Annotated in this window: 19 protein-coding genes and 1 tRNA gene; 10 read left to right on the top strand and 10 right to left on the bottom strand. The window is 62.6% G+C overall.

The annotated features are described in order from the left end of the window. From ACI3KW_RS21870 to ACI3KW_RS21855, 4 genes are all read right to left on the bottom strand, one after another. Nucleotides 1–825 (bottom strand): ABC transporter permease (locus ACI3KW_RS21870; protein WP_404849845.1); only part of this gene is annotated, 825 nt, incomplete at its 3' end. 93 nt (nt 826–918) lie between these two features. Beyond that, a complete protein-coding gene (locus tag ACI3KW_RS21865; RefSeq protein ID WP_262169627.1) occupies nt 919–1,965 on the bottom strand; it encodes an extracellular solute-binding protein in 1,047 nt (348 codons plus the stop codon). 325 nt (nt 1,966–2,290) lie between these two features. Then, nucleotides 2,291–3,331, bottom strand: coding sequence for an extracellular solute-binding protein (locus tag ACI3KW_RS21860; protein WP_390888802.1), 1,041 nt, complete (start codon nt 3,329–3,331; stop codon nt 2,291–2,293). Nucleotides 3,332–3,446: 115 nt separating this feature from the next. After that, nucleotides 3,447–6,068 carry a histidine kinase dimerization/phospho-acceptor domain-containing protein gene (locus tag ACI3KW_RS21855; RefSeq protein ID WP_404849844.1) on the bottom strand — a complete coding sequence of 874 codons (2,622 nt, stop codon included), beginning with the start codon at nt 6,066–6,068 and terminating at the stop codon, nt 3,447–3,449. Between the two features lie 332 nt (nt 6,069–6,400). Between ACI3KW_RS21855 and ACI3KW_RS21850 the strand changes: the two genes are divergently transcribed. Next, a tRNA-His gene (locus ACI3KW_RS21850) sits at nt 6,401–6,477 on the top strand. Nucleotides 6,478–6,497: 20 nt separating this feature from the next. On the opposite strand, the gene ACI3KW_RS21845 is transcribed toward ACI3KW_RS21850, so the two are convergent. Then, nucleotides 6,498–8,387, bottom strand: coding sequence for a ubiquitin-activating E1 FCCH domain-containing protein (locus tag ACI3KW_RS21845; protein ID WP_404849843.1), 1,890 nt, complete (start codon nt 8,385–8,387; stop codon nt 6,498–6,500). Nucleotides 8,388–8,641: 254 nt separating this feature from the next. Here ACI3KW_RS21845 and ACI3KW_RS21840 point away from each other — a divergent pair, with 254 nt between their 5' ends. The 6 genes from ACI3KW_RS21840 (at nt 8,642) to ACI3KW_RS21815 (ending at nt 14,560) form a co-directional block, all read left to right on the top strand. Further along, entirely contained in the window at nt 8,642–9,271 is a 630-nt protein-coding gene (locus ACI3KW_RS21840; protein ID WP_404849842.1) for a DNA-3-methyladenine glycosylase I, read from the top strand. A gap of 355 nt (nt 9,272–9,626) precedes the next feature. Next, nucleotides 9,627–9,893: a hypothetical protein gene (locus tag ACI3KW_RS21835; RefSeq protein WP_404849841.1), complete on the top strand. Its 267-nt coding sequence runs from the start codon at nt 9,627–9,629 to the stop codon at nt 9,891–9,893. A gap of 112 nt (nt 9,894–10,005) precedes the next feature. Beyond that, nucleotides 10,006–11,502 (top strand): histidine--tRNA ligase, encoded by a 1,497-nt coding sequence (hisS, locus tag ACI3KW_RS21830; RefSeq protein ID WP_404849840.1) that lies wholly within the window; start codon nt 10,006–10,008, stop codon nt 11,500–11,502. A 157-nt stretch (nt 11,503–11,659) separates the two neighbouring features. Continuing rightward, nucleotides 11,660–12,724, top strand: a complete 1,065-nt coding sequence (locus ACI3KW_RS21825; protein ID WP_113123949.1) for an ATP phosphoribosyltransferase regulatory subunit — start codon at nt 11,660–11,662, stop codon at nt 12,722–12,724. Further along, the gene (gene hisG, locus ACI3KW_RS21820; protein WP_404849839.1) at nt 12,721–13,428 is read left to right on the top strand and encodes an ATP phosphoribosyltransferase; all 708 of its coding nucleotides are present in this window, start codon (nt 12,721–12,723) and stop codon (nt 13,426–13,428) included. Before ACI3KW_RS21825 ends, hisG begins: the two co-directional genes overlap by 4 nt. Before the next feature lie 13 nt (nt 13,429–13,441). Further along, nucleotides 13,442–14,560: a TSUP family transporter gene (locus tag ACI3KW_RS21815; RefSeq protein WP_404849838.1), complete on the top strand. Its 1,119-nt coding sequence runs from the start codon at nt 13,442–13,444 to the stop codon at nt 14,558–14,560. Here the strand turns inward: ACI3KW_RS21815 and ACI3KW_RS21810 are convergent. From ACI3KW_RS21810 to ACI3KW_RS21795, 4 genes are all read right to left on the bottom strand, one after another. After that, entirely contained in the window at nt 14,557–15,528 is a 972-nt protein-coding gene (locus ACI3KW_RS21810; protein ID WP_404849837.1) for a DMT family transporter, read from the bottom strand. The genes ACI3KW_RS21815 and ACI3KW_RS21810 overlap by 4 nt on opposite strands. Nucleotides 15,529–15,560: 32 nt before the next feature. Then, nucleotides 15,561–15,758 (bottom strand): hypothetical protein, encoded by a 198-nt coding sequence (locus ACI3KW_RS21805; protein ID WP_404849836.1) that lies wholly within the window; start codon nt 15,756–15,758, stop codon nt 15,561–15,563. Nucleotides 15,759–15,819: 61 nt separating this feature from the next. Then, nucleotides 15,820–16,182 carry a DUF427 domain-containing protein gene (locus ACI3KW_RS21800; protein WP_404849835.1) on the bottom strand — a complete coding sequence of 121 codons (363 nt, stop codon included), beginning with the start codon at nt 16,180–16,182 and terminating at the stop codon, nt 15,820–15,822. 70 nt (nt 16,183–16,252) lie between these two features. After that, nucleotides 16,253–18,064 carry an ArnT family glycosyltransferase gene (locus ACI3KW_RS21795; RefSeq protein WP_404849834.1) on the bottom strand — a complete coding sequence of 604 codons (1,812 nt, stop codon included), beginning with the start codon at nt 18,062–18,064 and terminating at the stop codon, nt 16,253–16,255. Nucleotides 18,065–18,290: 226 nt separating this feature from the next. Between ACI3KW_RS21795 and ACI3KW_RS21790 the strand changes: the two genes are divergently transcribed. The 3 genes from ACI3KW_RS21790 (at nt 18,291) to ACI3KW_RS21780 (ending at nt 20,648) form a co-directional block, all read left to right on the top strand. Then, entirely contained in the window at nt 18,291–18,581 is a 291-nt protein-coding gene (locus ACI3KW_RS21790; protein ID WP_113123956.1) for a co-chaperone GroES, read from the top strand. 48 nt (nt 18,582–18,629) lie between these two features. After that, nucleotides 18,630–20,270, top strand: coding sequence for a chaperonin GroEL (gene groL, locus ACI3KW_RS21785; protein WP_404849832.1), 1,641 nt, complete (start codon nt 18,630–18,632; stop codon nt 20,268–20,270). A 135-nt stretch (nt 20,271–20,405) separates the two neighbouring features. Next, on the top strand, nt 20,406–20,648 hold the full coding sequence (locus ACI3KW_RS21780; RefSeq protein ID WP_404849831.1) for a BrnA antitoxin family protein: 243 nt from the start codon (nt 20,406–20,408) through the stop codon (nt 20,646–20,648). A 13-nt stretch (nt 20,649–20,661) separates the two neighbouring features. Here the strand turns inward: ACI3KW_RS21780 and ACI3KW_RS21775 are convergent, their stop codons facing one another. Beyond that, nucleotides 20,662–22,092 carry a sigma-54-dependent transcriptional regulator gene (locus ACI3KW_RS21775; protein WP_404849830.1) on the bottom strand — a complete coding sequence of 477 codons (1,431 nt, stop codon included), beginning with the start codon at nt 22,090–22,092 and terminating at the stop codon, nt 20,662–20,664. Nucleotides 22,093–22,183: the final 91 nt, after the last annotated feature.

Raw genomic sequence — 22,183 nt, 5'->3', positions numbered from 1 at the left:
CACCCGGCTATCGCGATTGGCGAGATACACCCGATTGTGCCGCGCCCGCTGTTCGGCCGCGATCAAGAGGCCAATGACCAAAACCACCGTCACCGCCAATTGCGCCGCCCCGCCAAAGTCCGAGCGGTTGATCCAGGTCGAATAGATAATGGCGGTAATGGCATTGATGCCGAAATATTGCACCGCCCCCAGATCGTTGACCACTTCCATCATCGCCAGCGTCACGCCCACGACGAGCGCCGGCCGCGAGGTCGGCAAGATGATCGCAAAAAACGTCCGCATCCCGCCCGCGCCCAAAGTGCGCGCCGCGATATTGAGCGATGCCGATTGCATCAGGAAAAAGCCGCGGCACGCGACATAGACATAGGGGTACAGCACCGAGGACAGCACAATCGCCGCGCCCCAATGGCTGCGAATATCGGGAAACCAATAATCCTGCAGCGTCCGCGCCCCGGTCACCCCGCGTAAGGCCGTCTGCAACGGCCCGGTAAAGCCCAGAAATTCCACATAGCCATAAGCCGCGAGATAAGTCGGCACCGCGAGCGGCAATACCAGCATCCAGTCAAACACCCGGCGCAGGGGGAAATCGTAATGGGTCACCAGCCACGCCGCGACGAGGCCCGCAACGCCGGTCAATATCCCCACCGACCCCATCAGAACGCCGGTTTCCCGCAGGGCCGTCGGCAACATGGTCGCGGTCAGCCCATTGCTGCCGCTCGACACCGCCGCCCAGCCCAGCCACAGGATCGGCAGCCCCGCCGCCACCGCCAGCACAAGCGCAACGACCGGCAAGGCTTTCGCCCCGCCGGTCTGATTCTTGGTCACGCGCTTTAGAGCCGTCAAACAACCACCGTCTCATTCCGGCGCAGGCCGGAATCCATGCTGAAAGGCTGCAGCGGCATCGTAGCTGGGCAGCGCCTAGTTCTGCGCACCTTCGTTGAACTTGAGCTCATCGACAAGAGCCGCCGCCGCTGCACGATTGGCAGCGACCTCGACCAGCGGGGTTGCCACCGGCTTGAGCGCACCCCAGGACAGGGTCAGCTCAGACGGCGCCACCGAAGCCACTACCGGGAATTCGTAATTGGTGTCGGCATAGATCTGCTGGGCTTCGTCTGACAACAGGAATTCGATCAGCGCATTGGCATTTTCGGCATTGGGCGCATGCTTGGCAATGAACCCGCCGGCCACATTGACCTGGGTGCCTTCGCCCTCGGCATCGGGATAGATGATCCGCGCCGAATTGGCCCAGTCCTTCTGCTCCGGCTCGGCCTCGTTATTCAGCATCACGCCCATATAATAGGTATTGGTGATGGACAGATCGCACGTTCCGGCCAGGATATTCTTGACGCCTTCGCGGTCGCCGCCATTGGGCGCATAGGCGAGGTTATCACGCACCTTGGTCAGCCATTCGCGCGTATTGTCGAGGCCATGCGCGGCAATGCGCTGCGCGATCAGCCCGATATTATAGGCATGGTCGCCCGGACGGGTGCACAGACGCCCCTTCCATTCTGGGCCCGTAATGTCCTCATAGGTCAGCGCCGTATCCTCGACGCGGTCCTTGGACACGTAGAACACCCGGGCGCGGAGCGACAGCGCGGTCCAATTGGCATCGTCATCGCGGAACGCTTCTGGTACGCGCTCGGTCAGCGCTGCGGTGGTGATCGGCTGGGTCAGGCCCTGCTCCTCGGCACCCACGAGATTACCGATATCGACGGTCAGCACCACGTCGGCCGGCGACAGCTCGCCCTCGGCCGCTACGCGTTCCAGCAGGCCATCGCCAGCATAAAGCACCTTGGCTTCGATACCGGTCTCGGCGGTGAACTTGTCCAGCAGCGGCTGCAGCAGGCCCTGCTCGCGATAGCTGTAAATATTGACTTCGCCGCTCTGGGCAAAGCTGGGGGTGCTGAGGCCCAACAGAACAGTTGAACTCAGCAGGGCAAAGGCAAGGCGTGTCGTCTTTGTCATGGTTCTCTCCCAAGGCGGGCCGCTAAAAGCCCGCGAATGGACGCCCTTGTGTTGGCTGATCCATGCCATGTCAATAAAATATAGCAATAACAATGGCTTGCACCTTGGAACCATTCAAATATAGGTCCCAAATTCGGTGCGAAAACAATCCGTTAGCTGAGTTAGGAAATCATATTATTGCCATGCGACATTTGCGCCGTGGCTGCCGTTCCCCTTTGGGAGGAGGGTTACTCAGAACGCGTTCAAAAGCGCGGCGTCATCCCGGCGGAGGCCGGAATGACATCGTGGGTGGATGCGGGTCCCAAAGAACACCGCCCCACCAAGCCTACTGCTGCGGCCCCTCATCAAACTTCAGCTCATCCACCAGCGCCGCCGCTTCCTTGCGATGGCTGGCAATCTCGATCAGCGGCGTCTGGTCCGCCTTGAGTGTCCCCCAGCTTGCCACCAGCTCCGACGGCTCCACCCCCGGCACCACCGGAAATTCATAATTGCCGCTGGCATAAAGATGCTGCGCTTCATCCGACAGCAGGAATTCCACCAGTCGGTCCGCATTGTCCTTGTTGGGCGCATATTTGGCCAGGATCGCCCCCGACACATTGACCTGCGTGCCCTCCCCATCCGCATCGGGATAGATGATCCGCGCGGAAGCCGCCCAATCCTTCTGCTCGGGCTCGGCCTCATTGGTCAGCATCAGCCCCATATAATAGGTATTGCCGATCGCCAGATCACAGGTGCCGTCAAAGATCGCTTTGACCTGGTCGCGATCTGCCCCGGTCGGTGGCCGCGATAGATTATCCCGCACCGCACCCAGCCAGGTCCGCGTGCGGTCCACGCCCCAATGGGCAATGCGCGTCGCGATCAGCCCGATATTGTAGACATGCTGGCCCGAGCGGGTGCAGAGCCGCCCCTTCCATTCCGGCTTGGCAATGTCCTCATAGGTCAGCGCCGTCTGGGTCACCCGGTCGATCGAGGCATAAAACACCCGCGCCCGCAGCGACAAAGCCACCCATTGCCCATCGGGGTCATGATATTGGTCCGGCACCCGCGCCAAAGCCGCCGTCGAAATCGTCTGCGACACGCCCAGGTCCTTGGCATTGGCCAGATTGCCGATATCGACCGTGACGATCACATCGGCCGGCGAGAGTTCCCCCTCCGCCGCCACCCGCTCGATCAGCCCATCGGCCGCATAAAGCACATTGGTCTTGATCCCGGTTTCCGCGGTAAACCGGTCCAGCAGCGGCTGGATCAGGCCGGGCTCGCGATAGGTATAGACATTGACCTCCCCCGATTGCGCCCAGGCCGGCGCGCTCAGCATCAACAGCGAAGCAACAAGTACGGTCCTGATCATTGGGCTCTCCATCGGCATCGGACAGCGGTTTTGCGCCGCAAGCTCGCGCCTGTCAATAAACTCAATAAAACCAAGAGTTTACCGATTGGAATGGTTCAAATCTGGCCGGTAAATGCCTTGCGCGATCAGGCGCTTAACTGCTCGGCTGATCCGATTGCAGGGCAGGGCGATCCACCAGGTCCGCTGGGATCATCAGCGTAAACAGCATGCCGGTCGCCCCCGCCGGGTCCACCGACAGCGCAAATCCATTGACCGCCAGCAGCGAGCGCGTCAGCGCCAGCCCAACGCTCGAGCGCACGGGGGCCAGCGCGCGGCCCTCCCGGCTCACCCCGTCGCGGAACACGACGAACCGTTCGGCCATATCCACCGGGGCGGTCGAGCTATCGCGCACATGAATGGCAATGCCGCCATCATCCTCGCGCTGCGCCGAGATTACCACCGCGCCACCCGTGGGCGTCTGATCGATGGCCGAGGCCAACAGGTTCAGCACCGCCTGCGCCAGTGACGCGCGATCCGCCGTCACCCTTGGCAGGGTCTCCGAAATCGCATTGCGCACGATGACGCGAGCACTGCTCGCCTGCTGGCGAATGCGCATCACGCAGCTTTCCAGCAGGCTCGTCAGCTCGATACTGGCCCGCTGCGGCATATAACGCCCATCGCGCAGCCGCGCATAATCATCCAGTTCATCGACCAGCGCGGCAATTTCCTGCCCCGCCGCCGCAATGTCTTGCGCATATTCTGCACCGCGCTCATTGCCCATTCCGGAGGCCTCCGAGCGGATCAGCTCGGAGAATCCGACGATGGTGTTAAGCGGACGCCGCACCCCGCGGCTGATCCGCGCCAGCAGCGCCGGATCTGGCTCGCCCGAACTCTGCAGCCGGGCCGGGGCCGTGCCGCGCTCTTTAACGAAGCCAAAATAGCCGGTGATGATCCCCGCCTGGCCCTGCGCGAAAATCGTCATCTCCGCCTTGCCGCCATCGCTGGCCAGCACGATGCAAGGCCGCGCCGTCTCGGCAAAGCGGGCCGGCCGCTCCAGAAATTCACGCAAGGCCGGCAATGCATCTTCCGCCACCAGCCCGCTCAACGGCCGTCCGGCCAGACCCGCGCCCGGCTCTGCCAATAGCGTCACGGCGCGCGGGCTGGCCAGATTGATCACCCCGGCTCTATTGGCGTCGAAAAACCCATCGCCGCGCAATTCGGCAAATGATTCGGCAAAGGCCCGCACCGCCGCCTCATGCCCGGTGCGCACTTCGGTGGCGCTGGCCGATAGCATCAGGGCAGGGCGCCCCTGCCAGGAGATCGATTGCAGCCGCGCCGTAACCGGCACCAGCGTGCCGTCCCGCTGCATCAAATGGTTGACCGGCCCCGCTTCCTGCTCATCCGGCCCGGCCGACGGGAACACCGAGGCCAGCCCCGCATTGCGCAACTGCTCCACCGAATCATAGCCCACCATTTCGGTAATGGCCCGATTGGCAAACAGCACCTGCTGGTCGCGGAACACCAGAATGCCCAGCGGCAGCCGGTTCAGCACCAGCGTTTCTCCGCCCAGATTGATCAGCGCCCCCGCTGCCCGCTGCGGCTGTGGCGTCGATGCCGGCGGGGCCGTCACAGTCGGCGTCCCCGGCTGGCTAGGCTCGCCCGCACCCACCCGATCATTCAAAATGCGCGACAATTCATCGAAATTATACCGCGACGCCCGCTCGACGGCTTCAGGATCCTCCGGCAAAGCCGGCGCAATCTCGGCCACCGCAGCCGCCACGCTCTCCGGATCGGTCCCGGCCAGCTCCGGCACCGGCGCTTCCGCCTCATCCTCGCTCGCATCGGCGACAAATCCGCGCCCCGTCACGCGATAAAGCTGCCCCGGTACGGGTGTCTCCGGCTCCTTGGCCGCATACATCACGTCATCGTCCGCCGTCAGCGGGGTAAACAGCGCCTCATCCGCCGCCAGCCGGTCGACCAGCGCCGCAAGCCGGCTGACCGATTCGGCCGCCACGTCATCCTCGTTCTCATGCCATTCAGCGCCCGGCCCATCTTCAAACGCCGCGGGCTCCCCAGGCTTTTCGCTTACCGCCTCGTCGGCCGGCGCAGCATCCGGCTCCGCCGCATGCCAATTGGCCAATTCCCGCTCATAGGCATGCTCATCCGCCACGATGAGATCGCCAACCGCATCGTTTGCGACGATCTCGTCAGCTGGCGCGTCGCTGCTCTGAGCCTCCACAGTAGATCCGGGTGGCAGGTCCGCGTCGCTCTCGCTCGTCGCCGGTTCGTCAGTCATGCCGGTCGTTTCGGCGGCAGGCTCGCCATCCACTGTAACGGCTTCCACGCCAGAATCATCCGGCAGCACGGCCTCGGCTTCCGCGGCATCATCCTCTGCCGCACCGGCCGCCAGAATCTCGTCCGCGATCGGGTCGACCCCCACGATCAGCAATACCGGCTGCCCGTCCTGCCAGATCAGCGGCGTCGCCGCACAGGTGCTCGAGGCCGGCTTGTCGCCCGCCAGAAACTGAATGCGTGCCAAACTGGTCCGCCCGGTCGAGCCGAGCCTGATGTTGCGCGCCACCTGCCCCTTGATCGGGGTAGCGAGCGGGGCGCGTTTCAGCCCATGTTTCTTGATTTTGGCCAGGAACAGCCCGGCGGCGGCATTCTGCCAGATCAACTGGTCGCCTTCGCGTGACCACAGCCAGGCCGGGCGAGCATCATCGGCATGCTGCAGCACGCGACGGGCGCTCGGCGATGTGATCCAGTCGGCATCCATATACAGCCAAATTCCGTCGAGAAGGGCGGGCTCCGCCGCGCTGTGCCAGATCGGCACAAATGTGCCCAACGTCCTTACGGTTTCTTCAATATAGTGCGCGTGTCGCATGGTCCAGAGCGGCCGGCACACGCTTCCGCGCGCTTTGATCGTCATGGTTAAGTGCAAAAACCTTACGAATGGTCACGTTTGCGTGCCCGTCATGCACTTGTTGTGGAAAGGCACAGCGCTGAGCGGTGGAATGAGGCAAAATGGGTGCTTGTCATCGAGAAATTCTCGACCTATGTTCCGCCCGCTTTCGGGACGACCTTGACGGTCTCCCTCGACAGGCCCCTGCCGCCTTAGCTCAGTTGGTTAGAGCGCTAGATTGTGGATCTAGAGGTCCTCGGTTCGATCCCGAGAGGTGGTACCATTTTCCAGATAGATTCGGCATTAACGCGTCACGCGCAACGCTGCGAGTTTGCGGCCGATTTCGCTGAACACGTCGGATAGCTCCTGGCCACTATTGGCCTGGTAGGCATGCGACGCGTCGGTGGCGCAATTGGCCATCAGGTTTATGGCGCTCTGCGAGTTCACAATCGCAAACCCGACGGTGTAGACAATAATGCCCGCCCGTTTCATGGCATTGCACTGCGACTGGGTCTGCGAATAGGAACTCCCGTTGGGTGCGTCGCAGTTGATCTGATCGTTGGTGTCGCCGCTGCCAGAGGTCGAACTCTGACTGATGACACCGTTGCAATAAGAACTGTTGAACTCCCCATCCGTCATCAGCACTACGGCTTTGATGATATTGACCTTTCCTGGACCTGCAGGCTGGCTGTCCTGAGGCCAGGGACCGTTGAAATTGGGGGACACCATATACCAAGCCCAAGCTGCCCCCGTATGCCCGGCGGTCGAGCCGCCAGCCGTCAGTTTCTGTGCTACATCATGCAAGATGGTCTTGTTCGATGTCAGTGGCAGAACCGTATTGCTGAGGCATGGATTGCCGGAGCCAGGATAGTTCCGGCCAAGTAGTGCCGTGGACGGCGAAGCATCGGTATACGCATTTGTCGTGCGTTCGGTGATGCAGGTACTGATCGGAAAACGGCGCTGCTTTCCATATGGGTTAGAGAACAGATAGTAATCGCAACCGGAAAGAACGCAGGAAACCGAGCCACCAGAGCTATAGGTGCCATAGTTGATGCCGTTCGTTTTTGCCGTGTTCGGCAGCACAAAGGTATTGGTTGTTGCTGCGCCGATTGTCCAAGCTAGGTTGTTCCCTGACGTGGCGCTGTTGTTGTTGAGACTGGGCATGCCGTTGATGCCATAAATATAAGCTTGGCTATTGCTCGCTAGGCCATGCGCCGACGACGTCACGACCAGTTCGCAGGTTGCGACTAGGCACTTGGTCGCCGTCCCCGTCGATTTGACGTAACTGCCATAATTGCCGCCGTTTATGCCTTTCAACTCATAGGAGTCGGCGTCCACTTTTGTGACGGTAAATATCTTGTTGTTGAGCTGCGTCATGCCGCTTACATTGTTGATATAGACGGTATCACCCGTGACGAATCCGTGATTGACCGACGTAATGACGACCGGATTTTTCTTTGTCGCTCCGGTAACGACCTTGCCAGCGCCGCTGGCCCAGCCGATCGCGGTTATAGCCGTGGGCGCCTTGCTTGCACCGCGAATGCTTGCGGCATAGGTGCTCCCCACATTGACCGCCATTGAATAGGGCACGAGCGCCATTTTCGAATAGGTCGGGGTCTGCTCGTCCTGCACGACGATATTGATCAATTGTCCCAGCGCGGTTTTGAGGGCTGCGACTTTACTCTGTTGTGCCGTACCCTCGTCGGAGGTTGCGATGGGGTCGTTCATCGAGCCTGTCAGATCAACCGCGACCGCTACTTCAATGTCCATTGAGCCGCGCGTCACTTCTGAGACAATGCCTGCGCCCAGATCATGCACCCCCACCAATCCAACAAACAGGGTGGGCATGCTCATTGTTGCTTCGAAGTAGAGCGAACCCAAGGCCGCGTCTGTTCGCGCAAGTGTCACTTCGGCAGTCACATCGGGATCGGATATGCGGTCGACCAATAGTGCCTGGGCTTTCTCGATCAGCCAGCTGTTGGTAACACCAGTTCTGAACGCATCCTTCTCAAGCGCCAGCGCCGCCGCATCCAGCGCGATCTGTGCCCGGTTCCGCGTCTGCTCCAGCCGCACATAGTCGACCACGGCGCCGCCCATGGCGATCAGCACCACGGCCATCAGGCCGAACATTATTGCAAATACACCGCTCTCGTCGCGGCCGAATCGCGCGACAAGCCGAAGGAAAGGACGCATGACGCAAGCACCCGTGGGATCTGTCGCCCCGCAGCGGAGCAGGCCGGAATATCGGTGATATTCCTTATTAAAAGACCACCACCGGCCAATAAAGTTTTACCCGGCCGCAAGCACCGTTCACAACCGCGTCAATCACACGCCCACGCAATACTCCAAAACTACTCGGCGGCCGAAATTTCACCGGCGCAATTCCCAGAATCGTCCCGCCCCGCTACCCCTATGCGCCAATCGCGCCACGATCAGCGGAGCCCGCCATGCCCACCGAAATCTCGCCCCAGGATGGTCTGCCGCGCTGCCCATGGCCGGGCGATGACCCGCTCTATCGCCATTATCACGACAATGAATGGGGTCGCCCGGTCACGTCGGACACACGGCTCTTCGAAAAGATCTGTCTCGAAGGCTTCCAGTCGGGCCTCTCCTGGATCACCATCCTGCGCAAGCGCGACCGCTTCCGCGAGGTCTTTCATGGCTTCGATATCGCCAAGGTCGCCGCCATGACCGAAGCCGATATCGAACGCCTCCTGCTCGATGCCGGCATTATCCGCCACCGCGGCAAGATCACGGCGGCCATCAACAATGCCAAGCGAACCCTCGAGATCCAGCAGGAATTCGGCTCGCTCGCCGCCTATATCTGGCAATTCGAGCCCCAGCCCGGCCACCGCGCCGATGACTATTCCTGGTCCGCCCTCAGCGCCGTTGCGCAAACCGACGCCTCCCGGGCCCTCTCCAAGGATTTGCGCAAGCGCGGCTTCAATTTCGTCGGCCCCACCACCTGCTACGCCTTCATGCAGTCCATGGGCATGGTCAACGATCATATCGAAACCTGCTTCTGCCGGCCTGAGGTCGAAGCCGCCCGGGCGGCTCTCCCGCGCCCGGTGAAGTAGCGCGCTCCAAGCGTGTTGCCCATCGGCAACATTCATTACTTTCTGCGACAACCCGCCGCACCCCATATTGCGGCTCACGAGCCCGTGAGCTAGAAGCAAATTGTCCAACAACGCCAGACCAGAGGGAGGCGCTACATGAATATTGTACATGCACTCCATCTGGGCACACACGCGCGGCCAATGGCCCGAGGCTAACGCCTCCTTGTTGTCACCACCGTCGACTTTATGTCGCGGACACTCCCCAAACCAGCATCGTAACCGGTTGAAGCCGGGTCTTTCTTGACCCTGATTCCGCCCCCCGAAGCTCCTCAACCCTAGAAGGCCGGTCCGCGCAACAGCGCTGCCGGGCAAAGCTATGTCTTACAATGCACTCAACGAGGGCAGCATCGTGCTGCGCCTTGAATTCTCCATCGCCGATGCCGTGCACCAGCGCGGCCTGTTCGCCGTCCTGCGGGCTGCAATCGCCGCCTGGTGGAACCGGCCCCGCATCGCGCGGGTGATCGATCTGCCCGCTCGCCTGCGGGCTGATGTGGGCCTGCCGCCTGCCGACGGCTTTGACCAATGGCTGCAGCCTGGGGACAATCCTCAGATCCCACCGCCCCTGTGGAGGCCCGGTTTGTAGCCCCAGCCCCCTCGCTTTCTTCGGAAGGCGAGGGGGCACATTCCCCCGCTCTGCTGTTGCCCCTCCATGCCCGATCCGCTAACAACGGCCCGTTCCCGAAGGACTGCCCAAAATGACCGAAAAAGCCAAGCTCATCGCCCCGCGCCTGCCGCGTGGCTTCGAGGACCGTACGCCCGGTGAAATCGCTGCCGTTGGCGCCATGATCGATACGATCAGGAAAGTCTATGAGCGCTATGGCTTCGACCCGGTCGAAACCCCCTTGCTCGAACTCACCGAAACGCTAGGCAAATTCCTGCCTGATACCGACCGGCCCAATGCCGGCGTCTTCTCCCTGCAGGACGATGACGAGCAGTGGATGAGCCTGCGCTACGATCTCACAGCGCCGCTCGCCCGCTATTTTGCCGAAAATTTCGAAACCCTGCCCAAGCCCTATCGGTCCTATCGCCAGGGCTATGTGTTCCGCAACGAAAAGCCCGGCCCCGGCCGCTTCCGCCAATTCATGCAATTTGATGCCGACACGGTCGGCGCCGGCGGCCCCGAAGCCGATGCCGAAATGTACATGATGGTTGCCGACGTGATGGACGAACTCGGCCTAGCAGGCCAGTACGTGGTCAAGGTCAACAACCGCAAGGTGCTCGATGGCGTCCTCGATACCGCCGGCATCACCAGCGACGGGCAGAAGCTGACGGTGCTTCGTGCCATCGATAAGCTCGACAAGTTCGGACCCGAAGGCGTCAAGCTCCTGCTCGGCGCCGGACGCAAGGACGAGAGCGGTGACTTCACCAAGGGCGCTGGCCTCACGCCGGCGCAGATCGAACCCATCCTCGCCTATGTCGATAGCGGCGTTCCCGCCCCCGGCGTCGAAAAGGGCAGCAATGCCCATGTCATCGCCACCATCAACACCCTTGCCGGCCTTATCGGCGGTTCGGAAGCCGGCCTGCAGGGCTTGCAGGAACTGGCCAGCATTTTCGGCCTGATCAGCGCCGCCGGCTTCAGCGGCCGCGTCATCCTCGATCCCTCGGTAGTCCGCGGCCTCGAATATTATACCGGCCCCGTCTTCGAGATCGAATTGACCTTCAAGGTTCAGAACGAAAAGGGCCAGGACGTGGTGTTCGGCGCTGTCGGCAGCGGTGGCCGCTATGACGGTCTTATCGCGCGCTTCCGTCGTGAACCGGTACCGGCCACGGGCTGCTCGATTGGCGTCTCCCGCCTCGCCCATGCGCTCAAGCTGACCGGCAATCTCAAAGCCACCGAACCGGTCGGCCCCGTCGTCGTCCTCGTCATGGACAAGGACCAGATGGCCGGCTACCAGGCCATGGTGGTCGAACTGCGCAATGCCGGCATCCGTGCCGAAATGTTCCTCGGCAATACCAAGAATTTCGGCAAGCAGGTCTCCTACGCCGATAAGCGCAATTCGCCTGCCGTCATCATCGAAGGCAGCCAGGAGCGCGACCAGGGCATCATCCAGATCAAGGACTTGATCGCGGGCAAAGAAGCCGCCGCCGCCATTACCGACAACGCCGAATGGAAAGCCGCAAGACCCGGCCAGTTCGAGGTCAAGCGCGGTGATTTGGTCGCCGCCATCCAGAAACTGCTGAGCGAACAATGATCCGCCGCACTCTCCCCATCCCCGATGTCACCCCGGCGCAGGCCGGGATCCATGCTGAAGGCCTCTTTTCGGCACCATGCAAGTGGATAGCTCACAGCATGGATTCCGGCCTGCGCCGGAATGACCCGATGGCTGGGACATATCGGGTGATAGCATCATGACCGGCGCCGCTCTCCGCCGCGCCAATCTCGAATCGCTGGTCGAAGCCCAGGGCGCCACCCGCGCCACCCCGCCACTCCTCCTCTCGGCCGATCCCTATTTCGATCTCGCCGGCGAAGAATTCGGCCGCCGCCTGTTGCTCACCACCGATGCCTCGGGCGCCGAATATTGCCTGCGCCCCGATTTCACCCTGCCCATCGTGGCCGATTACATCGCCAACGGCGTGGGCGAGCCGGCCGCCTTCTCCTATCTCGGCCCCATTTTCCGCCAGCGCGAAACCGGCGCGGCTGAATTCGATCAGGGCGGCATCGAATTGCTGGCCCAGCGCGATGGCGATGTGGCGCTCGATCAGGTGCTGACCTTTGCCCGCGCCGCACTCTCCATTTTCGGCGTCAGCCCCGTCGTTCGCCTCGGCGGGGTAGGGTTGTTTGAAGGTCTTTTGGCCCAGGCCGACATGCCCGATCCATGGCGCTCGCGCATCCGCCACCGCTTCGGCCACACCGAAGCGCTCGAGCGCCTGCTGACCCGGCTCGAACTGGCGCCCGATCTGCCGCGCGAACAACAGCCCTCCCGCGAGGCGCTGGTCGCCGATGTCACCGAGCAAATGGTCGCCGCCGGCCTCTCCCTGTCCGAAGGCCGCACGCCCCAGGAAATCGCCGACCGCTATCTCGAACAGCAGGCGCTCGACGCGGCCCACGTTCCCGCCAAAACGCTCAAATTGCTGCGCGATTATCTCGCCATTTCCGGCCCGGTCCTCCAGGCGCTGACCCGTATCGAGGCCCTCGCTGCCGAACACCGGCTGATGCTCGGCGCCCCCATCCGCGCCATTCGCCGTCATCTCAATGGCCTGGGCGAAGCCCGCGTCAGCTTCGATGCCAGCTTTTCCCCGCGCCTTGATTATTACACCGGCATCGTCTTCGAAATGACCGGCCCCAATGGCGAAGTGCTGGCCTCGGGCGGCCAATATGATCGCCTGCTCGAACGCCTCGGCGCCAAAGCCCCCATCGCCGCCTCCGGCTGTTCGGTCTGGGTCGATCGTCTCGAAGCGGAGGTTCGCTCATGAGTGAAATCACCCTCGCCGTCCCCTCCAAGGGCCGCCTCGAAGAACTCACCCGCGATTGGTTCGCCCAAAACGGGCTCACCATTGCCCGCCCCGGCGGCGCGCGTTCTTATCTGGGCGCCATTGAAGGCCTGCCCGATGTCACCGTGCGCTTCTTCCCGGCCTCCGAAATCGCCCGCGAGCTGATCCGCGGCACGATCGATATCGGCGTCACCGGGCGCGATCTCATCCACGAAACCAGCGAAACCGGCCCCCAATCGGTGGCCTTCGCCAAGACGCTCGATTTCGGCCATGCCGATGTCGTCGTCGCCGTGCCCGATGCCTGGATCGATGTCACCCATCTGCACGACCTGGCCGATGTGGCGTCCGATTTCCGCTCGCGCCACGGCCGCTGGCTGCGCATCGCCACCAAATACATCACCATCACCCGCCAGCATTTCGCCAGGGCCGGCATTGCCGAATACCGTACCGTTGAAAGCCTGGGTGCCACCGAGGCCGCCCCCGCCTCCGGCGTGGCCGATATAGTGGTCGACATCACCACTACCGGCTCGACCCTCGCCGCCAACAATCTGCGCGTCCTCGAAGATGGCGTCATGCTGCAAAGCCAGGCCTGCCTGATCGTCTCGCGCACCGCCGACTGGTCCGCCCCCCGCCGCGCCAGCATGCAGTCGCTGCTGACACGTCTTGCTGCCGAAACGGATTTCTGATCAGCAGGACGCCATGGAACTGCTTCTTCTGGCGCTTTTGGTCCCTCTCGTCTGGGGCAGTGTGCTGCTTCTGATGATCAAGACAATCGGCGGGAGCCGCATCAACCGCCGCGCACGCCGCTCCGGCAATTCCGGCTCCGCCTATGGTGGCGACGCCGGCACTTCCAGCGGTGATGGTCACTATCACGGCGGCAGCGATAGCCATTCCGGCCACGACAGCCATTCCAGCCACGATAGCGGCAGCAGCAGCGGAGATAGCGGCAGTAGCAGCGGAGATAGTGGCGGCGGGGGCGGAGGCGGTGGAGGCGGCTGGGCCGGCTTGCCCGCCGCACCGATTTGCCTCACAACACGCCGCCGCACCCGACCCACCAGGCCCGACATGATTTCCGATCCACTGATTCTTCTGGCGCTGGCCGCGGTCGGCATGCTGGCCGGCTTTGTCGATGCCATTGCCGGCGGCGGCGGCATGATCGGCATTCCCGTGCTCCTGGCGGCCGGCCTGCCGCCGGTTGCGGCGCTCGCCACCAACAAGCTGCAGGGCGTGGTCGGCACCGCCATGGCCACCTTCACCTATTGGCGCCGCGGCTTCATCGCGTTCAAAACGCTGATCCCCGCCATTGCCCTCACCTTTGCCGGCAGCTTCTGCGGCGCCCTGGCGGTCAAGCAACTCGATACCAGCCTGCTCACCCTGGCCGTGCCCATCGCGCTGATCGGCATCGCGCTCTATTTCGTCTTCGCACCAAACCTGTCCGATGCCGACAAGGCTGCGCGCCTGCCCTTTGCCCGCTTCGTGCCGCTCATGGGCCTGGTCCTCGGCTTTTACGATGGCATTTTCGGCCCCGGCACCGGCTCGTTCTTCACCATCGGCTTTGTCACCCTGTTTGGGCTTGGGCTTACCCGTGCCTCGGGTCACACCAAGGCGCTGAATCTGGTGTCCAACCTTGCCGCGCTGGTCATTTTCATCCCGGCCGGCGATGTGGTCTGGCCCGCCGCCATCGCCATGGCGATCGGCCAATTGGCCGGCGGCTATATCGGCGCCCGCACTGGCATCCGCTACGGCGCCAGGATCATCCGCCCCGTGGTCGCCGTGGTGTCGATCGCCCTGGCGCTCAAGCTGATCTTCTTCCGCTAGGGTGTGTTGGCCTCGCGCGACCGGATCCGGTCGAGCCCCAGATAATGCTCGCGCAGCACCACGAATATGCCCGAGCAGACCACGATCGAGGCGCCGATGATCATCATCAGTGTCGGCATGTCGCCGAAGATGAAATATCCCACCACGAGGCTCAGCAGCAGCGAGGTATATTCAAACGGCGCGATGACCGACAGGTCCGCATAGCGATAGCAGGCCGTCAGCAGGATTTGCGCGATACCGCCTGCAATGCCGGCCGTAACCAGCAATGCCGCCTGCTGCGGATTGGGCCACACCCAGCCAAAGGGCGCGGTCAGTAGCGACAACAGGCTCGCCGTGACGAAGAAATACAGCACAATGGCTTCGGTACGCTCGGTCTGCACCAGCCGGCGCACCTGCAGCATGGCAAAGGCGCTCAGGAAGGCCGCGCCCAGGGCGGCAATGACACCCAGCGTTTCCTCGGCGCCCAGGCCCTCGGGATTGGTCAGCAGCGTCAACCTTGGCCACAGCATGATACCCACCCCGGCCAGCCCGACAATCACCGCGGTCCAGCGATAAATGAACACGCGTTCCTTGAGCAGCAGCGCGCCCAGAATGACCAATAGAAGCGGCGAGGCATAGCCGATGGCCGTGGATTCGGGCAGCGGCAGCTTGGTCAGGCCGAAAAAGCCCAGCCCCATCGAGGCCACCCCGATCAACCCGCGCAGCACATGCCCGAGCGGATTGGCGGTCTTGAGCCCGCTCACGAGCTGGCGTTTCCACAGCAGCCAGCCGATCACCGGGATGATGGCAAACAGCGAACGGAAGAACACCAGCTGGCCGGCGGGAATGCCTTGGGCCGCCTTGAGACAGGTGGCCATGATGACAAAGATGCAGACCGAAGCGACCTTGAACCCGATGCCGCGCAATGCATGCGTGCCCCCGGCGTGAGCGGAGGAGGCACTGGATGCAGGGAGACTGGTCACGGACATCTCGTGCTGCCAAAGGCAGCTTTTGGGCGCGGCTAATTGCCGGCGGTTTGCTCTAGCTTTTCCTTGGCGATGCGCGCGGTGGCGAACGCCTTGTGCTCGGGACCCACGGCGCTGCCGGTCTTGATGACCTTGGCGTCGGCGTCGTGGATTTCCCAGTGCCAGTTTGCATTGGGGCCGCTGCCGCCCGTGAGGCGCAGCTTGATGGCGAGGGGTGCGGTGAATTGGGTCATGGCCGTCTTATGCAGCAGGTGGCCGCGAGGGGGAAGAGGGTTTTTGGCGATTTAGCCGCCTCTAGACGTCACTGCGCCTATATTCGATCCGATCGCCCCAGAACGCCAGATAGTCGCGGATCGGTTCGACCAGCGGGCAGGGGTCGGGATAATACCAGACCTGGTCCGGCCCGGTCGCGGTCAGGGTCTTGAGCGTATAATAGAACGCTTCTCCCTTGTAGGGGCACACCGTTTTGGTTTCCGAGGCTTCCAAAATCCCCGGCTGCACATCCTCGCGCGGCAGATAGATGCGCAGCGGCGCGCCCGGCTCGTCCAGTTCAAGCGCATTGAGCGAACTGGCGATCTCGGCGCCGTCATAAATCACATGCACCCGGCCCTCTGCCGGTTTGATCTTGATATCCTTGTCGAGGCATTGGCGTGCCATGAGGCGTCTCCTGTTACCCCAACCTAACGCAGCAATTTGGCAGGGGTTGCGACAGGCGCACCACCGCAGCCTACTTCCGCGTGATCGAAACCCCGGTAAACTGTACACCCTCGCTACCCCGGATTTCGAGCGTCACGGTGCGCGCGCCGACATCCCAGCGGCCCGGCGTATCAAAGGCAAACGGACTGCCGCCTGCAACGGCAACCGAGCCCAGCAGCGCCCCGTCAAACCACAGCTCCACATTGCCCGAACCGCTCAATGCCCCCTCCACATGGGTAATGGCAGTACGCGGCAATTCCAGCAGCGAAACCGTACGACCAGAAACCCCGGGCACTGGCCCATCAAAATGGAAATTGGTCGCCGCCAGGATTTGCAGGTCGGGGATTTCCACTAGCCCATTGCGGTGGATATCCACCTTCTCGGCCAGCGTCACGCTGTCGAACAGCGGCGACAGATACGCAATTGCCGCCTGCGGATCGCTGGTGCGGGTGACGAAATAGCCGCTGCGCCCAGCCAGGTCCGCCAGGTTGACGTTGAAAGCGATATTGCGCGGATCATCGCCAATGCAGGGCAGCGGCACCCGGCCGGCGGTCTGCGCATCGAGATACCCGCAATCGATCCAGTTGAGGCTGCCCACAAACGTATCGGGATTGGCAAAGGCATTAAGCCGGGTCAGCGCCTCGCCCACTTCCGTCCAAGCCATTTGCGGCACGGTGGGGTCTTCCCACTGGCCCGGAAACGCCTGCCGCGCCCAGCCCGTCGCTGCATGGCTCAGCAGCGCCCCGATCAGCAGCACGGTAACAGCCACGGTCGCGCCCAGCCACGACCGGATCAGCCAGACACGCCGCCGCGCGATAACGGCGGTCGCAGCGGCCAGGATGATGAACAGCGACATATAGCCCGGCGCCTGCCAGTGGAAATGAAACTGCGTATCCGACCACAGGGCAACCAGGGTAAAGAAGATCACCGGCGGCACGCCGATATAGGCCAGCAAAGCAGCCGCACCCGGCACACTGCCCTCGGGATATCGTGCACGCGGCCCGGCGAAAATGGCGCGCAGCCCGACCCAGATCGCCGGCAGCGCCAGCCAGGGCACGATATAGAGCAGTTGGCCCACAATCATGCGGATCAGCCGCGCCCAGTTCCAGCCTTCCTCCGCCAGCGCCCGCCCGCCCTGAAAGGCGAAGGAAACCCAGTGGTTCTGCGCATTCCAGATCGGCACCGGCAGGAAGATGACCAGCGCCAGCAGCGCCGCGACATAAGGCGCCGGATGGGCAAACCAGCGGCGCGCATTGCCATTGGCCAGCATGAAAATAGCCGCGCCCAGCCCAATGAACGCGCCATGATATTTCGACAGCAGCGTAAGCCCCAGCCATAGCCCGGCCAAGAGCCAATTGCGCCATGGCCGCTCCCCGCCTTGCCCGCAGAAAATATCGACCAGCACCAGGCAGGTGGCCGCCCAGAACAGCATCATCGGCGCATCGGGCTGCAGCCAGCTGCCCACCGACAGCGAGAAGATCGCCGAGGCATTGAGGATCAGCACGGCATAAAAGCCCGCCCAGCCCGAATGCACCTTTTCGCCCAGGCGGTACACCAGCCAGGAGGTCACCACGAACATCAGCACGAAGGGCAGCCGCAGCACCCACACCGCTTCCGAACCGGTCAACTTCATAGTCGCCCAGATGATCCACAGCGACAGCGGCGGCTGGTCGAAATAGCTCAGCTGCAGCTCGCGGGCGCTGCTGACATAATAGGCCTCTCCCGTGCCCAGCCCGATGGCTGTCGCCCCCCACAGCCGCAGCACCAGCGCAACGCCGATCAGAACAAGCGCCCAAACCGCCGGATTGGCGGACGAGCGGGGAGAAACATCGGTGCTGGCCATGACGCGTCCAAATACCCGGGAAAATCGGCCCCTGTGGTATAGGGGCAAGGCCGGTGTCGCAATGGCTTCATCGTTCTGCGATAGGCAAAGTTTGCTTCCGGCCGGCTGCGTTTGTCTTGACTCCGCAAAGCCCCCCTCCTATATCCGCTGCACCCTGTTAGCACTCTCCCATATCGAGTGCTAACAGGCCCGATATTGCATTGAAATTGATGCCATAGGAGCAATCATGGGCTTCCGTCCTCTGCACGACCGCGTGGTCGTCCGTCGCCTCGACAGCGAAGAAAAGACTAAAGGCGGGATCATCATCCCCGACACCGCCAAGGAAAAGCCCTCCGAGGGCGTGATCGTTTCCGTGGGCCCCGGCGCCCGTGACGACGCTGGCAAGACTGTCGCACTCGACGTGAAGGCTGGCGACCGCGTGCTGTTCGGCAAGTGGAGCGGCACCGAAGTCAAGGTCGACGGCGAAGACCTGCTGATCATGAAAGAATCCGACATCATGGGCATCATCGAAGGCTAAACCCTTCAGTTGCCCATTCTTTTTGTCCGTACTTAAGGAGCGCCCCTCATGGCCGCTAAAGAAGTCAAATTCTCCACCGATGCTCGCGACAAGATGCTGCGCGGCGTCAATATCCTGGCTAACGCCGTCAAGGTAACGCTCGGCCCCAAGGGTCGTAACGTCGTTATCGAAAAGTCCTTTGGCGCACCGCGCATCACCAAGGACGGCGTGACCGTTGCCAAGGAAATCGAACTGGAAGACAAGTTCGAAAACCTGGGCGCACAGCTGCTGCGTTCGGTTGCTTCCAAGACCAATGACATTGCCGGCGACGGCACCACCACCGCGACCGTTCTGGGTCAGGCTATCGTTGTCGAAGGCGTCAAGGCTGTTGCCGCCGGCTTCAACCCGATGGATCTGAAGCGCGGTATCGATCTGGCTGTTGAAGAAGTCGTTGCTTCGCTCAAGGCCGCTTCGTCCAAGATCAAGTCGTCTTCGGAAGTCGCTCAGGTCGGCACGATCTCGGCCAATGGCGAGACCTCGATCGGCGAAATGATTGCCGAAGCCATGCAGAAGGTCGGCAATGAGGGTGTGATCACCGTCGAAGAAGCCAAGACCGCTGAGACCGAGCTCGAAGTCGTCGAAGGCATGCAGTTCGACCGCGGCTACTTGTCGCCCTACTTCGTGACCAATGCCGAGAAGATGACCGCCGTTCTGGAAGATCCCGTGATCCTCCTGCACGAGAAGAAGCTGAGCAATCTGCAGGCTATCCTGCCGATCCTCGAATCGGTTGTGCAGAGCCAGCGCCCGCTGCTGATCATTGCCGAAGACATTGAAGGTGAGGCTCTCGCGACCCTCGTCGTCAACCGTCTGCGTGGCGGCCTCAAGGTTGCTGCCGTCAAGGCTCCGGGCTTCGGCGATCGCCGCAAGGCCATGCTCGAAGACATCGCCATCCTGACCGGTGGCCAGGTGATCTCGGAAGATCTCGGCATCAAGCTCGAGAACGTGACCATCGACATGCTGGGCACTGCCAAGCGCGTTGAAATCACCAAGGAAAACACCACCATCGTCGATGGTGCTGGCACCAAGGAAGACATCCAGGGTCGCGTTGGCCAGATCAAGGCGCAGATCGAAGAAACCACTTCGGACTACGACAAGGAAAAGCTGCAGGAACGTCTGGCGAAGCTCGCCGGTGGCGTTGCAGTGATCAAGGTTGGCGGCTCGACGGAAGTCGAAGTCAAGGAGCGCAAGGACCGCGTCGACGACGCGCTGAACGCAACCCGCGCTGCCGTTGAAGAAGGTATCGTTGCTGGTGGTGGCGTTGCGCTGCTGCGTGCTTCCAATGCCATGACCGTCAAGGGTGCCAATGCCGATCAGGCCGCTGGTATCGCCATCGTCAAGCGCGCTCTGCAGGAGCCCGTGCGCACGATCGCCAACAATGCTGGTGCCGAAGGCTCCGTCGTCGTCGGCAAGATCCTCGAGAATTCCTCGCTGACCTTCGGCTACAATGCCGCAACCGGCGAATATGGTGATCTCGTGGCTCTCGGCGTTATCGATCCGGTGAAGGTGGTTCGCACGGCCCTCCAGGACGCAGCCTCGGTTGCTTCGCTCCTGATCACCACCGAAGCGCTCATCGTTGAAGCCCCCAAGGACGCAGCACCGGCAATGCCGGGCGGCGGCGGCATGGGCGGCATGGGCGGCATGGATTTCTAATCCAGCTACATCCAGAGCTACGAAGTCTCGTTACTTCCCAGTCACGGACTTTGCAGGAGGCGCGGTGGAAACACCGCGCCTTTTTCGTTGTCGGCGATCCCGCCCGATGGCAAAACGGAGAAAAGGGAACCGATCATGACACGACCACCCATGCGCCGCGGCGGCAGCGCCCTCGATCAGGCTGAAGCCGCCTTCAAGGCGGTAACCAGCAAGCCAGCCGAAGCCGCGCCCGCGCCAAAGACGATAACGCCGCCCAGCGGCAAGGAACTGGTCTCGCTGCGCCTCGACCGCGATGTGCTGGAGCATTTCCAGGACGAGGGCCCCGGCTGGCAAGACCGCATCAACGCCGCCCTGCGCGCGAGCGCCGGACTGGAATAGGCGTCGTTTGGCGCTAAGCCGCGCCCGCCACGCCCATCTCCGCCCAGCCCTGCCGCTTGCGATAGATCGTCGATGGGCTGATTTCCAGCGCCGCCGCCGCCAGCGAGACATTGCCGCCAAAGCTGGCAATGGCGTCCTCGATAATGCGCTGTTCCTGCTGCCACATCGGCAGGATCGCCGGCCGCCGCCCCGGCGCAGGCGTCGCCACGGCCATGGTGCCACGCGATTCCACATCGGCTGCCGACAGCATGGCGGCGGTGATTTCCCCGCCGTCGAACATCACCACCAGCCGCCGCACCAGGTTCTGCAATTGCCGTACATTGCCCGGCCAATTCGCCGCCGCCAGGACGGCACCGGCCTCGCTGGTAAAGCCGGAAAAGCCCTTATGCTCTTCCCGCCCGTAATGCTCGAGGAAATGCCGCGCCAGCACCATGATATCGGTCGGCCGCTGCCGCAGTGGCGGCAAATGAATGGGCAGCACATGCAGCCGGTAGAACAGGTCCTCGCGGAACTTCTTCTCGGAAATCAGCTGCATCGGGTTGCGATTGGTGGCGCAGATCACCCGCACATCAACCCGCCGCACGCCCGATTCACCCACCCGGCTCAGGGTCCCGGTCTGCAAGAACCGCAGCAGCTTGCTCTGCAGCGACAGGTCCATTTCCCCGATTTCATCGAGAAACAGTGTGCCGCCATCGGCCAGTTCCGCCGCACCCTTGCGGTCTTCATGCGCGCCGGTAAAGGCACCCCGCGCCACGCCGAACAATTCGCTTTCCATCAAATCGCGCGGAATGGCCGCGCAATTGATCGCCACCATGCGCTTGCCGGCCCGCGGCCCTTCGGCATGCAGCGCCTCGGCGCACACATCCTTGCCCGTGCCGCTTTCGCCGGTAATGAACACCGGCGCCGATGAGGTGGCAATCCGCCCGATCTGCTCATAAACGAACTGCATGGCGCTCGAAGCGCCGATAAATCCGGCATAATCGGCCATCCGCCCGCCGCTATTGGCCTCAAGGCTGAGCGCGCGACCCTTGCCATGCCGCTCGGCCAATTCGCCGATCTTGGCGGCCAAAGCCGGTCCGGTCACGGGCTTGGCCATATAATCATGTGCCCCGGCACGCATTGCGCCCACGGCAGCCGAAACCGATGCCCCGTCCGACAGCGCCAGCATTAGTGCACCATTGGCCAGCCGCGTCATCCGCGCCACCGCCTCTTCGCTCCGCTCATCCAGGTCGCTCAGGCTCGATAAATCCGCCAGAACAATATCGAAACGCCCTTCGCGCAGCGCGTCGGCCGCCTGCCGTCCGGTCGCGGCGAGCGTGATTCGCGGCGCGGTGACCAGGTTCTGCGCCAGTCCTTCGGCAGTAAGCTGTGCGGCGACCGCATCGCGCTCGACCAGCAGCAAACGGCCCTGCGACATGCTGTCGCTTCGAGTGTGCATCGCCATACGGCCGGTCCTTTAAACGTCAAATCCGCCCGGCTTCGGCACGCCGTCATGGCGCCCATTTCCGGTGTTGCCCCGATTGTTGGTCAACAGG

This window comes from Devosia sp. ZW T5_3, from assembly GCF_044987315.1.
Lineage (GTDB): Bacteria > Pseudomonadota > Alphaproteobacteria > Rhizobiales > Devosiaceae > Devosia.
This window is presented reverse-complemented; position numbering and strand designations above follow the sequence as displayed.